This is a genomic window from Streptomyces puniciscabiei, assembly GCF_006715785.1.
In the GTDB taxonomy this organism is placed as follows: domain Bacteria; phylum Actinomycetota; class Actinomycetes; order Streptomycetales; family Streptomycetaceae; genus Streptomyces; species Streptomyces puniciscabiei.
In genome coordinates, this window is sequence record NZ_VFNX01000001.1 from 986,837 (window position 1) to 1,003,083 (window position 16,247).

The 16,247-nt window shown below is 69.7% G+C and carries 9 protein-coding genes and 2 pseudogenes; 2 read left to right on the forward strand and 9 right to left on the reverse strand.

Features of this window, described 5'->3' with window-relative positions:
- Positions 1 to 116: 116 nt before the first annotated feature.
- The 8 genes and pseudogenes from FB563_RS04445 to FB563_RS04480 form a co-directional block, all read right to left on the reverse strand.
- Positions 117 to 4,352: an FtsK/SpoIIIE domain-containing protein gene (locus FB563_RS04445; RefSeq protein WP_055706328.1), complete on the reverse strand. Its 4,236-nt coding sequence runs from the start codon at positions 4,350 to 4,352 to the stop codon at positions 117 to 119.
- Between the two features lie 428 nt (positions 4,353 to 4,780).
- Entirely contained in the window at positions 4,781 to 6,466 is a 1,686-nt protein-coding gene (locus FB563_RS04450; RefSeq protein ID WP_055706327.1) for a ribonuclease J, read from the reverse strand.
- A gap of 333 nt (positions 6,467 to 6,799) precedes the next feature.
- On the reverse strand, positions 6,800 to 7,075 hold the full coding sequence (locus FB563_RS43885) for a hypothetical protein (RefSeq protein WP_234357761.1): 276 nt from the start codon (positions 7,073 to 7,075) through the stop codon (positions 6,800 to 6,802).
- Between the two features lie 473 nt (positions 7,076 to 7,548).
- Complete coding sequence (locus FB563_RS04460) at positions 7,549 to 7,875, reverse strand: SCO5918 family protein (protein ID WP_055706326.1); 327 nt, start codon at positions 7,873 to 7,875, stop codon at positions 7,549 to 7,551.
- A 50-nt stretch (positions 7,876 to 7,925) separates the two neighbouring features.
- Positions 7,926 to 8,329: pseudogene (locus FB563_RS04465) on the reverse strand (CBS domain-containing protein).
- 45 nt (positions 8,330 to 8,374) lie between these two features.
- Positions 8,375 to 9,870: pseudogene (locus FB563_RS04470) on the reverse strand (DEAD/DEAH box helicase).
- Positions 9,871 to 10,218: 348 nt separating this feature from the next.
- The gene (locus tag FB563_RS04475) at positions 10,219 to 10,422 is read right to left on the reverse strand and encodes a cold-shock protein (RefSeq protein WP_031045667.1); all 204 of its coding nucleotides are present in this window, start codon (positions 10,420 to 10,422) and stop codon (positions 10,219 to 10,221) included.
- A gap of 657 nt (positions 10,423 to 11,079) precedes the next feature.
- Positions 11,080 to 12,504: a non-reducing end alpha-L-arabinofuranosidase family hydrolase gene (locus FB563_RS04480; protein ID WP_142218483.1), complete on the reverse strand. Its 1,425-nt coding sequence runs from the start codon at positions 12,502 to 12,504 to the stop codon at positions 11,080 to 11,082.
- A gap of 154 nt (positions 12,505 to 12,658) precedes the next feature.
- Between FB563_RS04480 and FB563_RS04485 the strand changes: the two genes are divergently transcribed.
- Positions 12,659 to 13,093, forward strand: a complete 435-nt coding sequence (locus tag FB563_RS04485) for a hypothetical protein (RefSeq protein WP_142218484.1) — start codon at positions 12,659 to 12,661, stop codon at positions 13,091 to 13,093.
- Between the two features lie 316 nt (positions 13,094 to 13,409).
- Complete coding sequence (locus FB563_RS04490) at positions 13,410 to 14,843, forward strand: endo-1,4-beta-xylanase (protein ID WP_055705290.1); 1,434 nt, start codon at positions 13,410 to 13,412, stop codon at positions 14,841 to 14,843.
- A 377-nt stretch (positions 14,844 to 15,220) separates the two neighbouring features.
- On the opposite strand, the gene FB563_RS04495 is transcribed toward FB563_RS04490, so the two are convergent.
- Positions 15,221 to 16,231: an aldose 1-epimerase gene (locus FB563_RS04495; protein ID WP_055705289.1), complete on the reverse strand. Its 1,011-nt coding sequence runs from the start codon at positions 16,229 to 16,231 to the stop codon at positions 15,221 to 15,223.
- Positions 16,232 to 16,247 lie beyond the last annotated feature (16 nt).

The window sequence follows — 16,247 nt, forward strand, 5'->3', positions numbered from 1 at the left end:
ACCCCTCCCGACAGGGCGTGGTCCACATCCGTCAATTTTCCCAGCCACTCCTCGGCCCGTCCTTGACGGGAGACGCAATGCCCTTGACCTTGCGCGCACAGTGCCCCGGCCCTCCGTCACCGCGCCACCTGCACCCCGTCCGCGATGCCGTCGGTGACCAGGTAGCCGCGGCCCGGGAGAGGGGCGAGGCGGTCGTGCCGGGGCAGGGTGGTGCCGAGCAGGTCCCCGTCGAGGTCGTGGTCCGGGGCGAGCAGGATGCCGCAGCGGCTGTCACGGGCGCGCTGGGTCCAGTGGCCGTAGGTGCGGCGCAGGGCGTCGGCGCGGCCGGCGGCAACGAGGTGGTGTCCGACCCCGGCCACGGACAGCCAGCGCTCCAGCACGCCGAGGTCGTCCTCGACCGTCTCGGCGTCGTCGACGAGGAGGAGGGTGGGGCCGGGGTACGGGACCAGGGCCGCCTCGAGGCCGCTGTAGTCGGTGACGCACATGGTCAGGCAGGGCAACTCACGCAAGGGTGAGCGTCGGGGGGCGAACGCGACCACGGCCGGCGGGTCCGCCGCGGCGGTCACCTGGCGTGCGATCGTGCACAGAGCGGTGGAGCGGCCGGAGCGTTGCGGCCCGGCGATCAGCGCGTGTTCCTGTTCGTACAGCCGCAGGGCCGTGCCGCCGAGGGTGTCCGCGTCCAGACCGACGGGGATGTACCAGGGCTCGGCGGCCACCGCGGCCGGTGCCGCGAGGGCACCGAGAGTGATCTCGGCGGGCAGCGTGCCGACGCGGGGCGCGGTGGTGGCGGCGCCGGGCCAGCGGGCGGCGCAGGCGGCCACCGCGGTGGCGAGGTCCTCGGCGGGCAGGGCGATCTGGATCACCTGGCGGGTCGCGGCCACCAGCGCGCGTCCGGGTACGTAGCCGGGGACCGCGCCGCGCGGCACGTCGAAGTAGCCGTACTCGCCGGGATCGGCCATGCGCATCAGCAGTTTCTGCTGGGTCAGTGCCGCCCACGCGGACGGCACGGCGCCGGAGCGGTCGGCGGTGACGGCGAAGCGGATGCCGACGGCCGGCCCGTCCGCGTAGACCCGGGCCAGTTCGTCGATGAGGTTCATCCCGGCGATGTCCTTGTCGAAGTCCGACAGCAGCGCCCCGAGGTTGTCCAGGAGTACCAGCCAGTCCGGGCCCGATACCCCCTGGCCGGACGCCGCGGCCCCGCGCGTCTTGCGCTCGTCGAGTTCCCGGCGCAGCAGCCGGATGAGGCGGATCTGCCGCTCGCGTTCGGCCGGCCCGATGTGGGCCCCGGTGTGCGGCAGGCCGACCAGCGGCGCCAGGTCGCCCGCGCCCATGTCGAGGGCGAAGATGTGGCACCGCTGCGGCGGCTCGGCGCCGGCGGAGGCCAGCGCGAGGGCGGCCAGAGCGGTGGACGTCCCGGAACCGCCGCCGCCGTAGATCAGGACGTTTCCCGCTGCGGGATCCCAGCCGACCGGGTACTGCCGCTGCCGCTCGGGGTCATCGGCGAGGGCGTACGCGGGAAGGCCGACAGCCTCCGTCTGCAGACCGCGTTCCGCGAGGGGCGGCAGATCGGCGGCGCGTACGACAGCGGGCAGGGGGTCGGGCCAGGGCCGCCGTGGCTCCGCGAAACCGGCCAGCCCCGCCGCTTCCCCGGCGGCCGCGACCAGGCGCTGCAGGTCGGTTGCCCCGTCGGTCTGCGCCGTGCCCGGCTCGGCGGCGGGCAGCGCCAGCAGGAAGGGGCCCGCGGTCGCCGGGGCCGTGACGGCTGTCTCGGGGGTGACGCCGGTGGACAGAGCGGTCTGCACCGGCATGACCTCACGAGCGCTGAGCCGGTAGAAGGCGCGGCCCCACTGCCGGCTGCCGATCGCGGCGGCGGCCGGGTTGTCGATGACGTCCTGCGAGTCGCCGGTGGATTCCAGCCGGAGCGCGATGCGCAGCTTGACGTTGTTCTTGATCGCGTCGTTGACGGAGCCGGCGGGCCGCTGCGTCGCCATGATCAGGTGCACACCCAGACTGCGCCCGCGCTGGGCGATGCCGACGAGGGCGTCCACGAAGTCCGGGAGCGCCTTGACCAGCGTGGCGAACTCGTCGATGACCACGGCCAGCCGCGGCATCGGCTCCAGTTCTGTCCGCCCGGTGTCGCGCAGCCGCTGGTAGTCGCGTATGTGGCTCAGGCCCGTCTCACGCAGCAACCGTTCGCGGTGGTGCAGTTCGGCCTCCAGGCAGCGCAGGGCGCGTTCGCTGAGCTGTTCGTCGAGGTCGGTGACCAGGCCGACGGTGTGCGGGAGGGCGGCGCATTCGTCCAGCGCGCCGCCGCCCTTGTAGTCGATCAACGCGAAGGTGAGGTGCTCCGGGTCCGCGTCGACCGCCATGCTCGCGATGAGCGTGCGCAGCAGTTCACTCTTGCCGGAACCGGTCGTCCCGGCGATGAGCGCGTGCGGACCGTCGTCATCGAGGTCGATGGTGAACAGGTCGCGTTCCGTGACGCCCAGCACGGCCCGGACCCGGAGCTCGGGCACCCGCTTCTTCCAGTGGCCGGCCACCGCGGCGCCGTCCACGCTCACCAGGTCCAGCAGGGGGAGCAGGGAGACCCGGTCGGGCAGTCCGGCGCCCTCGATCCGCAGTTCCGGGTCCTCGAAACGGGCCAGCGCCCGCGCGGTCTCCCGCGCTTCGGCCAACGGCACGCCGTCCAGCAGCACCCGCTCCACGGTGACGCCCAGGGCCACGTCACGGACCTGCCCGATGCCCTCGGGCGAGGCGGTGACCACGGAGGTGCACAGCGCGGGCAGGCGGGTGGTCAGCACCAGCGCCCCGCAGCGTACGGAGGTGCCCGCGATCAGGTCCCGCAGCCGGTTGGGGCGGCCCTCCAGCAAGGTGGCGCCGTCCACGACCACGAGCAGCACCGGGCCTGTGGTCGGCCGGCCGGCCGCGGCCTGTGCGGGCGGCCCCGCGGCGAGCAGGTGCTGGGCCAGCGTGTCGGCCTGCTCCGGACCGACCGCCACGAGCCGTGTCGTCCCGGATCGCAAGTCGGCTCCGTGCGGCAGCCACTTGGTCCAGTCCCAGTCGGCGAGCCGGTCGGCGTCGGTGAACACGGCGACCGTGACGTCCGCGGGCCCGCTGCCCACCACGGCCTGGCACAGCAGGGACCGGGCGACGGCCAGGCACGCCTTCCGGTTGCCCTCGAAGCCCACGGCCTCACCCGCCGAGACACCCACCACCACGGGCACCTGCGGCAGTACGGACCTGCGCGCGAGTACGGCCGCGGGTTCCGGTGCCGGCTCGGTGGAGCCCTGCTCCAACGGCGGGTCCCAGGGCAGGTCAGCCGTCCCGGCCACGAGCTGGAGGAAGTCGTCCGCGGCCGGACGCCGCTCCCACAGCGCGGTCCCTGGGGCAGTCGCCCGGTAGAGCACCTCGGCCGGATCGGGGTGGGCCGCGCGGCGCGACCGTACCTCTTCGGTGTGCCGGCGCTCCACCACCGTCTCGAACTCCGCCAGCCGGGCGGCGTACTCACGGCTCCCCCGGCGCAGCGCGGACCTGCCGCGCAGGCGTTCCTCGGCGAAGTTGGCCAGGAACATCAGCGGGGTGAGCGCCGCGATGGCCGCATAGCGCGGATCGCCGGTCAGCACCACGGTCGCGGCGGCCATGGCCAGCGGGCCGAGCAGGGCCGCAAGGCTGAAGGGAGCCTTGTGGGTGCCCGCCGGCGGCGCGGGGACGGCGATCGGCACCGAGCCGGCCGGACGCCCGCCCCTCGGCGGGCGGTTGAACGGCAGCGACCCACCGGGCCCGGCCTCGCGGACGGCGTTGATCCGCTGCACCGGACCGAGCCGGTCGGCGGGCAGCACCCGGACAAGCAGTTCACCGCCGAGCGACACCAGGTCGTCGGCATGGACGGGGACCGCATCGCGGATCCTCACGCCGTCGACGTCCGTGCCGTTCGCCGAGCCGAGGTCGGTGACGGTGACCCGGCCGTCGGGCAGGACATCGAAGGCGGCATGGAGCCGTGACACGCCCGTGGCCACAACACGGATGTCCGCTTCCGCTCCACGCCCGACGATCGTGCGGCCCGCCGCCAGCGGGAGACTACGGCCCGCCTCCAGGCCTCCCACCAGCCGCAGGACGACCACCGGCTTCCGTAGTCCACCGACCACGGGCCCCCGGGCACCGGCCACCCGCGACCCGTGCACGAGACCGGACTCGTTCACCACCGTCTCGGGGGGCATCACCCGGCCGTCGACGGCAAGCACCTGTCCTGGCATTCCCACGGCCGAGGCCAGATCGGCGAGGGTGGCGTCCGGGCGGCCGAAGCGCACCTCCACGTCCCACTCGCGTCCACCGTCGACACAGACGATCCGCACCGCGCGCCGCCTCCTCAGCGGTCCAGAAGGAGGCGTCCAGTCTTCCGCTGCTCGCGAGGGAGGGCGTCGGCACCGCGTGCAAACCCGTTGACCGAGCACGCAACAACCGGTCGACACCTGCCGGCAGGGCGGTGCACGGCGCGAGCCCGCCCACTCCTCCGGCCGGTACACCAGGCTGTGCGCGCTTCTGTTCCCCGTGGCCGTCATGTTGCTGCTCGGGCGGCAGGTCAGCTGCTGGAGCGGCTGCGGGATGCCCGGCGCAGCGCTCCCGCCACCGGGCCGCCCCGGGCGCGTCCGGGCGAAACCCGGGCGCGATTCGTACGGGCCGACCCGGTGGGCCGGTGATGAAGCTGGACACCAGGAACTCGTGGCCGGGTTTCACCTCGTGCGCATCGGCGTCCGACCCCGTACGCCTGCCGGGCTGGTGCTCAGGCGTCGATGATGACGGGGATGATGAGGGGCTTGCGGCGGTAGGTGCGGAACGCCCAGTTCGCCACGGCGCGGGCGAGGAGTTGTTCGAGTTGGCGCGCGTCCCCGACGCCTTCCTCGGCTGCGGTGGCCAGGGTCTTCTCGATGACGGGGATGACCGGCTCGAAGGTGGCGTCGTCGTGGACGAAGCCCCGGGCCAGGAAGTCGGGGGCCTCGGCAAGGGCGCCGGTGTCCGCGTCGACGATCGCCACCACCGTGACCACGCCTTCGGCTGCGAGGGTGAGGCGGTCCTTGAGGGAAGCTTCGGTGGCGCCGCCGACTTCCATGCCGTCCACGTAGACGTTGCCTGCGGGGACCTTGCCGGTGATGGACGCGCGCCCGTCGACCAGGTCGACGACGACGCCGTCCTCGGCGATGACGACCCGGTCGGGGTCGACACCGGTACGGATGGCGAGGTCGGCGTTGGCCCGCAGGTGGCGCCATTCGCCGTGCACGGGCATGACGTTGCGGGGCTTGACGATGTTGTAGCAGTAGACGAGTTCACCGGCGCTGGCGTGCCCGGAGACGTGCACCTTGGCGTTGCCCTTGTGGACCACGTGGGCGCCCCACCGGGTGAGTCCGTTGATCACCCGGTAGATGGCGTTCTCGTTGCCGGGGATGAGGGAGCTGGCGAGCAGGACGGTGTCGCCCTCGCCGATACGGATCATGTGGTCGCGGTTGGCCATCCGTGACAGCGCGGCCATCGGTTCGCCCTGGGAGCCGGTGCACACCAGAGTGATCTTGTGGTCCGGGAGCTTCTCCAGCTCCTTCGTGCTCACGACCAGACCGGAGGGGACCTTCAGATAGCCCAGGTCACGGGCGATGCCCATGTTGCGGACCATCGACCGGCCGACGAAGGCGACCTTACGCCCGTGCTGGTGGGCGGCGTCCAGGACCTGCTGGATGCGGTGCACGTGGCTGGCGAAGCTGGAGACGATGACCCGGCGCGGCGCGGTGCGCATCACCTGCTCGATCGCCGGGTTCAGCTCCCGCTCGGAGGTGGTGAAGCCGGGTACTTCGGCGTTGGTGGAGTCGGTGAGGAACAGGTCCACGCCCTCCTCGCCGAGGCGGGCGAAGGCGCGCAGATCGGTGATGCGGTCGTCGAGAGGGAACTGGTCCATCTTGAAGTCGCCGGTGTGCAGCACCATCCCGGCCCGGGTGCGGATCGCGACCGCGAGGCTGTCGGGGATGGAGTGGTTGACCGCCACGAACTCGCAGTCGAAGGGCCCGAAGCCACGCCGCTCGCCCTCCCGCACCCGCACCGTGCGCGGCCGGATGCCGTGTTCCTTGAGTTTGGCCTCCAGGAACGCCAGCGTCAGCTTGGAGCCGACGACGGGAATGTCTGACCGCTCGCGCAGCAGGTACGGCACGCCGCCGATGTGGTCCTCGTGGCCGTGGGTGAGGACCACGGCCACGATGTCGTCCAGCCGGTCCCGGATCGAGGTGAAGTCCGGCAGGATCACGTCCACGCCGGGCTGGGTCTCCTCGGGGAACAGCACACCGCAGTCGACGATGAGCAGCTTGCCGGCGTGCTCGAAGACGGTCATGTTGCGGCCGATCTCACCCAGGCCGCCCAGGGCGATGACCCGCAGCCCTCCTTCGGGAAGGGGCGGCGCGGCTTTCAGCTCGGGGTGCGGATGACTCATACCCTGACGGTACCCGGAGAGCGGGGCAGGGTGATCCATTACCTGTTCGATCTCTTCCTCCCGACGGGGTCGGCACCGCGGCCTTGGACGTCATGGAGTCGAGTGGGCAGCGCGCCTTCACGGAGGCCGTGATCGCCGACCAGCCGAGGGACGGCGGGCACCCGGGGCGAGATCGGGCGCACTTCTCCATGACGAACCCGTCCTCTCGGCAAGGACCGACTGACCGACACGTCCCACCACCGTCCCAGTCGTGCCAGGATTCGTTCGATCACAGGTCACTGCTCGAACGTCCCGAATGAATTCGGATGCTTGCGTGTGCCGGCTCGGCCGGAGTCAGACACTCGTCCATGCTTCGATGAAGGCGTTACGTCCGGCCGCATCGGGCGACTTGTGGCCCGCGTGAAGAACGCGCCAGGCGGTGATTTCCAGGTCCCGGAGCCACAGTTCGCCGATGACCTGCGTTCTGAGATCAGGAAGGTGGTCGGACTCGGCGAGCGCCTGGCCGATCACCTCTGCGGCCGCAACCCGCTGGGGAGGCGTCATCTCGTCTACGGCCGAGAGGATCTGTCCGGCCAGACCGGTTCCCTCTCCGGCCAGCGAACGCAGCACCAGGTCCTTGATATTGGTCGGCAGCAGGTAGGCGGTGCCCGAGGATCTCCACAGGTTCGACCAAAAGGGTTCTCCCGCGTCGGTGGGGGCGGGAGCGCGGCCAGCAGTCCGAGGAGATGCGCGGTGGCCGCGTAGCCATCGGAGTGGGCCGCCGCGACGGCGGAGATACGCGCTCGGAAACCTTGATCCTTCCCATGGCCAGGCGGCTTACACGGCTTCCGCGGGCCCAGTTGGTGGCGAGACCGGCGTTGAGGGACGCTGTCACGGGCAGGCTCTGCATGTCCACGTCGCCCGGATCCTGCAGGGCGTCGTGGGAGTGCCGGAGACGGGCGGGATGTACCGCGTTGCGATCGAGGACGTCAGTGCCTGGACCGTGGGCGACTTCGGCCACTCCGGCCACTGACCCACCAGGACACGGCACACAGTGAGGTCCGCCCGGCACACGCCGGTCGGGCCTCACTGCTCGGTTCGGCTCACACCTGTCCGTATCTCAGGCGGACAGGGGGAGCACCGAGCGTTGCGGACACCCGCTGGTACGGGCCGGCCATGGGCGCGGTTGCGGCGGCGGGGCGGGTGCGGCAGGTGAAGCCGAGTCGGGTCATGGCCCTGAGGACTTCGCCGGTGCTGAAATCACGGGGGTCCTGGCGGGTGATGACCTGGCCGACCTGCTTGGCGGGGTAGTGGCGTCGTCCGATGATGACAAACTCACCGGTGACCGGCTCGGGTCTGACGCCCTTCATCGATTCCACCACGCCGCTCTTGGTCAGGTCGAACGGGAAGCGGGCGATGACACAGCGCATGGTGCCTCCAGGGAGAGCGAGAAGACGGGGCCGGGTGGGGTGAGGGCGGTTCAGCGGGAAAGGGCGAGGGCGCTCAGAGCGTTGCCGTGTTCGTCGGCCACGGGCGTGGCCCCGAGCCGGCGGCAGCGCATCGCACGTTCGGCTTCGGCCCAGTGGTCAGCGGCGGGGCGAAGGGCCCGATGACGTCGGCGATGTCCCGCAGGCGGATCCGGTCCGTGTATCCGGAGCCGTCACGAACGGCCGTGAGCCCGGCCCGGGTGACCAGGCCGGTGCGCAGACCGTCCTCGTCGCAGACCGCCAGATGACCTGTACGGGCGGCGGTCATCACGGACAGTGGCACCTCCACGGTCATGTCCTCCCAGACCTGCGGTCCGGCCGTGTCCATGGTGTCGGCCACCGTGCCGTGCGCGCAGTGGGCGCTCGCCGGGCGGAACTGCGTCTGGTCCAGCGTCAAGGGGTGCCTCCTGCGGAGTTGGCCGGCTTCCTGATCACGAAGGTTCTATGCAGCCGGACCCGCGGTGGACTGCCGTACGGGCGCACGGCGGGCCGCCGAGACGGGGCGGTGTCGGCCGCGTGAGGTGGCGCCGTGCTTCTTGGGGCGTTCGACCACCGGTGCGGTGATGACGACCGGGATGCCGGAGGGTGCCTGGGCGCCGGTGATGCGGTGCAGGGCCTCTTCGCCGGCGCGGACCCGGGTGGTCTGCGGGACGATGCCGGCCGCTGCCATGAGGCGAGTCAAGGCGTGGCGCTGGTTGGGGGTGACCAGGGTGACGACACTGCCGGACTCTCCTGCGCGGGCGGTACGGCCGCCGCGGTGGAGGTAGTCCTTGTGGTCGGTCGGCGGGTCGACGTTGACGACGAGGTCGAGGTTGTCGACGTGGATGCCGCGCGCCGCGACGTTGGTCGCCACCAGTACGCTGACGTGCCCGCTCTTGAACTGTGCCAGCGTGCGGGTGCGCTGCGGCTGCGACTTCCCACCGTGCAGGGCGGCGGCCCGTACCCCGCTGTTCAGGAGGTGCTCGGTGAGGCCGTCGACGGCGTGCTTGGTGTCGAGGAACATGATCACGCGGCCGTCGCGTGCGGCAATCTGGGTGATGGCCGTGTGCTTGTCGGCGCCGTGAACGTGGAGCACGTGGTGCTCCATCGTCGTGACCGCACCGGCCGAGGGGTCGACGGAGTGCACGACGGGGTCGCTGAGGTAGCGGCGCACGAGCAGGTCGACGTTGCGGTCGAGAGTGGCGGAGAACAGCATGCGCTGCCCTTCGGGGCGGACCTGGTCGAGGAGGGCGGTGACCTGCGGCATGAAGCCCATGTCGGCCATCTGGTCGGCCTCGTCGAGGACGGTGATGGAAACCTGGTTCAGCCGGCACTCGCCACGATCGATGGGTCTTTGAGGCGTCCCGGCGTGGCGACGACGACCTCGGCGCCACCGCGCAGCGCGCTCGTCTGCCTGCCGAACGGCATTCCGCCCACCACAGTGGCCAGCCGCAGCCGCACGGAGCGGGCGTACGGGGCAAGCGCGTCGGTGACCTGCTGCGCCAGTTCACGCGTGGGGACGAGGATCAGCCCCAGCGGCTGCCTGGCCTCGGCGCGCTGCCCGGCCGTACGGGCCAGCAGCGCCAGCCCGAAGGCGAGGGTCTTGCCGGAGCCGGTGCGGCCACGGCCCAGTACGTCCCGGCCGGCGAGGGAATTCGGCAGGGTCGCGGCCTGGATCGGGAAGGGCACGGTCACGCCTTGTGAGCCGAGCACAGCCAGCAGTGCCCCGGGCATGTCGAGATCGGCGAAGCCCTCTGCGGCGGGAAGCGCGGGTGTGATCGTCCTGGGCAGCGCGAACTCCCCCTGGTCCGCGGCGGGCCCGCGGCCGTAGCCACCGGAGCGGCTCGGCCCGCCGGAGCGGCTCCTGGCCGACGAGCCGAATCGGCTGCCGCCCCTGCCGGAGTCGGTACTGCCGTTACGGGTGCGGGCGAAGCGGTCGTTCGTGCGTGTGCGGTTCATGCGGAACCTTCCTCGATGCGGCACATATCAAGGAATTCCCGCAGCAATGAGCAGTAGAGAGAATTGCGAGAATGGACCGGTGGAATGCGAGAGCGAATCTGACCGACGGAAAATCCGTGCGGGCACAGGCGCTGCAATGGGTGGCGCGGAGCGGACGCAGTGTCCGGGCGTCCGCTGCCATGAAGCCCATGAAGGGATGGTGCACCCCTGAAGGATGCTCCGTATGCGGTGAGCCTACGGGTTTCCTGCTTGTCGTCGGCAGGCGAGACCACTGCGGGAAAATGCGAGCAGCTGGGGCCCGCACCCCGAAGGACGCGGGCCCCAGCTACAAGTACGCGACAGTCGGCGTCAGGCGAGAACGATGTTCTCGGCCGTCGGGCCCTTCTGGCCCTGAGCGATGTCGAAGGTCACCTTCTGGCCCTCCAGCAGCTCACGGAAGCCCTGGGCGGCGATGTTCGAGTAGTGGGCGAACACATCAGCGCCGCCACCGTCCTGCTCGATGAAGCCGAAGCCCTTTTCCGCGTTGAACCACTTCACGGTGCCAGTAGCCATGTCATTTCTCCTTTGGGGCAGTGCATCGGGATCCGCACTGCGCGGACCCCGTGTCGCCGCGATGATCAGCCCGTCCGGAAAAAGACCGGATAACAAAAGCGCTTCCAACGGCACAGGCGCCGCCCGGAGGACACTTGGAGTTTTGGGAACCACAACTGCAACTGAGATCGACAGTAGCACGCCGCAGCGGCCTGTGTACGGCGAAGAATCCCACTCCACTCAAAGCGGTAGAGAATCTGTCCGCCTGTTCCGTTGAAATCTCAGCTCGCGGGCACAGATATTGACCCAGCCGGAGCGTAACGTTTCCGGGAGCATTGGGGGCGCGCCCAGCGTAACGCCTGCTGCCCAAAGGGATGGTGCGGGCACACTCAGGTAGCGGATGGCTCGATACTGCACTGCGCAAGGTCTGCACGGTACGGCCGGTGCCTTCATGCGTGCCCGTTCTGCAAGCGTTGAGGATGATCAGGTCGACGCTGGAAAAGACCCCAGCCCGGACCGGCGGCTGGAGTCAACGCACAGAGCCTCCAGCAGAGCACCGTGTCCGGCTCGGCGCTCGTCAGCGGTTCATCGGCTTCCCCGGCGCTGCTTCATGGCGGCAAAGGCGACGGCCGGCCCGATCCGGGTGAGGCCGGCCGTCGGGGAGGTACACAGGCCGGGTCAGCGCTGCAGGGTGAGGACAGCCGGCCGCCAGGGCAGTTGGTCGTAGGGGCCGGTCGCGGTGGGGGACTTGCCCTGGTAGAGGAACTGCAGGTTGCAGGGGTCGATGGTCATGGTCTGGTCGGGGTTGTTGCGGACCAGGTCACCGTGGCTGATGTCGTTGGTCCAGGTGGCACCGCTGTTGGCCTTGCCCGCGAAGGGGTTGCTCTCGCCGGCGGCCTGCGGGGTCCATGAACCGTTCAGGCTGGAGGCCGTGAAGGAGCGGAAGTAGCGCTGCTCATTCGCGCCCCGCGCCTCGACGATCATGAGGTACTGGTTCTGGCCCTGGACCTTGTAGACCTGCGGCGCCTCGAACAGGTTCTTCACCGTGTCGCTCATGACCGTCGTGTACGACGAGCCGAAGCTGCCCGGGAAGTTCCCGATCGGCATGCTCGCCCGGTAGATCTTGCCGTTGTCACCGGCGAAGAACAGGTACATGTTCTGGTCGTCGGCGATCAGGGTCTGGTCGATGGGGGCGGCGCCGGGGATGCTGCCGGTGAACAGCGGCTGCGGCGCGGACCAGCCGCCCGGGTTGGTGGGGTCGCTGGACGTGCGGTACACGAAGGGCGACGCGCCCCACTGGGACGCCATCACCCAGATCTTCTTGGGCGCGAAGTAGAACAGCGTGGGCGCCACCGCGGACTGGCTCATCCCGGTCTGGCCGGCCGACGCCATGTCCGACCAGTTCGTGAAGGGCCTGAACATCATCGAGCCGTACGACGACCCCGACACGTTCGACGCGTAGACCAGGTGCTTGCCGTTGTACGTCACGTCGGTGAAGTCCTTCAGCGAGACCCACCCGTGCGCCGGCTGCGCCAGCGCACCCGTCGACGTCCACCGGTACGTCGACGGCAGAGAACACGTGCCGTCTCCCGGCGGGGTCGTCCCGGACAGGCCGGTCCACTTCTGGTTGCTGCCCCCGTTGCACGTCCAGATCTGCGCCGCTGTGCCGTTGGCCGTACCGGAGCCCGTGACCTCCAGGCACAGTCCGGACTCCACGCCGACGACAGTGCCGTCGGAGTTCACCCGCCACTGCTGGTTCGCACCGCCGGAGCAGGTCCAGATCTGCACCCGGGTACCGGCCGTGGTGGCGTGGCCCGGAACATCCAGGCACTTGTTGCCGTACACGGTGAGCTGGTTGCTGTCCGTCAACGTCCACTGCTGGTTGGTCCCGCCCCAGCAGTCATAGATCTGCAGATACGTGCCGTCGGTCTGGCTGGCGCCCGGCACATCGAGACACCGGCCGGAACCAACACCGCGCAAGGCGCCGCTGGAAGCCGCCTGAGCCGGGGCGGCGACGAGCATCGCCGCCAACGCGGCCAGGGCCGCAACCACGGCGGCGAGCACCACTGACGGATGCCTGCGGCTGGAACTTCCTCTGCGCATGGATACTCCCTAAACCCTGGACAGTTGACGAGTCCATGACACATGCAACCGTGAACCATGCAACCGTGACATAGACATGCAGCATGGCCCTCGCGATTCCGACTTCAGGCGGTGCTGTCCGGCATGGCCCTACTGTGCGATGGAGCGGCCTCGAATGTTCGATATATCGAACAAAGGTCGAAGCATCGAGCAATCCGATGATAGAGAACCGGTGAACGCCGTCAATACCTCTCGCATGTATCGCCTCAAACTGCGAAACATTCGAACCACAACACACCGACCAGCGCACGTCACACCGTCAAATGGCTGGCTGGTAAGCGACTTGACCCCGGAAGGGAGCGACGTGCGGACGATGCAGACACTCGATGCGGCGATCGAAAGTTTCGCCCAACAATCGGAAATTTCATCGGCGGAGAGTATTGACGATCCACGGTCACGCCTCAATCATCCCTGTCTGAGAAACCGGGCCTGGTTCGAGATTCCGGGCTGTGTCGGCCTGGGCAATCCATGCTGCACGGCAGATCAGCGACCAGCTGCACGGCAGACCCGCGCATCACATCACCTGCGCCACCCCGTTCCGTTCCGGTGAGGTTCGCACCAGCGCACCCTGGCTCTTCCGCAGTTGGAGAGGCATGCGACGCCTTGTGACGGTCCCCCGGCCGAGCCGCGCTGGAGTACCTCATGCCTGTGTCGAGACGTGGAACACGCCCGCCGCCCGCCGTCGCCCGACGGCCGACCGGGTGCGGCGCCCGTGCCGTTGGCGCATCGCGGTCCCCCTGACTGCGGTGTCCGGTGATTCCCTCCTGCCCGGGCTTTGACCAGCCCCGTCCGTCTGCCGGACGGGGCCGGACGACGCAATCCCCTGCGCTTCAGTCGATCAGCGATTTCTACCTGGAGGCACAGTCATGGGCTCGTATGCCCTTCCCAGATCCGTTACCCGCCGGAAGATCCGCAGCCTGCTGCTGGCGCTGGTCGTCGGCGTCCTCGGGGCGGTCACCGCACTGGCCGCACCGCCGACCGCACACGCCGCCGAGAACACGCTTGGCGCCGCGGCGGCACAGAGCGGCCGCTACTTCGGCACCGCCATCGCCTCCGGCAGGCTGGGCGACTCGGCGTACACGACGATCGCAAGCCGTGAGTTCAACATGGTGACGGCCGAGAACGAGATGAAGATCGACGCCACCGAACCACAGCGGGGCCAGTTCAACTTCAGCGCCGGCGACCGCGTCTACAACTGGGCGGTGCAGAACGGCAAGAAGGTGCGCGGCCACACCCTGGCCTGGCACTCCCAGCAGCCTGGCTGGATGCAGAGCCTCAGCGGCAGCTCACTGCGCCAAGCGATGATCGACCACATCAACGGCGTCGTGGGCCACTACAAGGGCAAGATCGCCCAGTGGGACGTCGTGAACGAGGCCTTCGCCGACGGTAATTCGGGAGCACGGCGGGACTCCAACCTGCAACGCACGGGCAACGACTGGATCGAGGTCGCCTTCCGCACCGCGCGCGCCGCCGACCCGGCGGCCAAGCTCTGCTACAACGACTACAACATCGAGAACTGGACCTGGGCCAAGACCCAGGCCGTGTACGCCATGGTCCGGGACTTCAAGCAGCGCGGCGTGCCGATCGACTGCGTCGGGTTCCAGTCGCACTTCAACAGCGGCAGCCCCTACAACAGCAACTTCCGCACCACCCTGCAGAACTTCGCCGCCCTCGGCGTCGACGTGGCCATCACCGAACTCGACATCCAGGGCGCCTCGGCCTCGACCTACGCCAACGTGACCAACGACTGCCTGGCCGTCCCGCGCTGCCTCGGCATCACCGTCTGGGGTGTGCGCGACACCGACTCCTGGCGATCGGGGGACACGCCGCTGCTGTTCAACGGCGACGGCAGCAAGAAGCCTGCCTACACCGCCGTCCTCGACGCACTCAACGGCGGCGGCTCCACGACGCCCCCTGCGGATGGCGGACAGATCAAGGGCGTCGGTTCGGGCCGTTGCCTGGACGTGCCCGGAGCCGGCACCACCGACGGCACACAGCTCCAGCTGTGGGACTGCCACGGCGGCACCAACCAGCAGTGGACGTACACCGACGCCGGCGAGCTCAGGGTCTACGGCAACAAATGCCTTGACGCCGCCGGCACAGGCAACGGTTCGAAAGTCCAGATCTACAGCTGCTGGGGCGGCGACAACCAGAAATGGCGCCTCAACTCCGACGGATCCATCGTCGGCGTCCAATCCGGCCTCTGCCTCGACGCCGTCTCGGGCGGCACCGCCAACGGCACCCTGATCCAGCTCTACTCCTGCTCGAACGGCAACAACCAACGCTGGACCCGTACCTGAGAGAGTCTGCCACAAACGAAGGGGTGAAGCCGTGACAGCCCACGGTGCGGCTTCTCCCGCCCCTCCGCACGGACATCGTTGACGGTCCCGGGTCGCGGCCGTGGTGGCGGCGACCTCGCGATCGGGATGCTCGCCGCGGTGCATCCGGCGCCCGCCGAGGCGGCGAGGGCTGACACCATGGCCGAGAGTCCGTCCTGCTCAGGGTTGAGCAGACTGCGGCCACAAGCTCACTCGCACTCGGCTGCCGCCATCCCCGGGTGCGGGTGCGCGTCGCCTTCCCCCGACAGGACGGGCCAGCCGGCGATTGACCCGCGCTATCCGATCCGGGACAAGCACGTCACGCTCCGTCAGAATCAGCGTCGAACGAGCGTCCGTTGTCAGGTTCCTGGGACGTACGCGACACCGAAGCTGAACTGCCGGCACCGACCGGGTTCCAGGGCGAGGGCTGTGGTGTGTTCAGGGCGGTTGAAGGCGTTGGTCATGGTCTCGACGGGTTCGAGTGCGAGGGAGGCGCGCCGGTCGCGGGCCAGGGTGTCTCCGGTGAAGACGTGCATGAAGCCGCCGTACTGCCACACCCGCAGTTCCTCGCCGGTGGCCGGTTCAGTGAGCACGGTCTCGATCCGCCCGCCAGGGCCGGGGATCAGGTCCGCGTAGCAGGCGTCGATGACCGCGTCACCAAGTCGTTTCGGTGCCCGGAAGTCCATGTCCGGGCAGTCGTCCAGAGGAAGCAGGGCGGCATCGCCGGACAGTGGGATGAGGGATGCGTCGGTGCGGATGAGGGTGTGCGCGGGGATCTGCAGGACCAGGTCATCGATGGACTGCGACAGAGTGAAGTACGGGTGCCAGCCCGCCGCGTAGGGGGCGGTGGTGTCGCCCACGTTCGTCGCACGGATCTCGATGCTCAGCTCCCGGGCGGTGACGGTGTACTCGGCTTCGAGATCAAGGGCGAACGGGTAGCCGGGGTGCCGGCCCGGTCTGATGCTCGTGGTGCGCAGGAGCAGGCGGGCGGAGTCGGCCGTCGTGGTGGCGTGGGCGAGTTCGAACGGTGCCTCGCGTGCGAAGCCGTGGTAGATCGTGCGGTCGCCCTGGTGGCCGGGCAGCAGGTCGTGGTCGTGGCCGTCGTAGCTGTAACGGCCGTCGGCGACGCGGTTGGGGAAGGGGGCCAGCAGGTTGGCTCGTACGCCGTCCTGGGAGAGGAGTTCCTTTTCGTCGCGGTAGCCGTCCGTCAGCTCCCTCAGCGCCCCGGTCTCTTCACGCCTGACCTGCCAGCTCAGCGGGGTTGCTCCGCGCAGGGCGAGGACGACGCGGACGGTGTCGTCCGGTGCGGAGACGACAAGGGTGGGTTCGCCGCCGAGGCGGTCCTCGACGATCCGGTACTCGGCGGTCATGTCCCCTGGTGTTCCC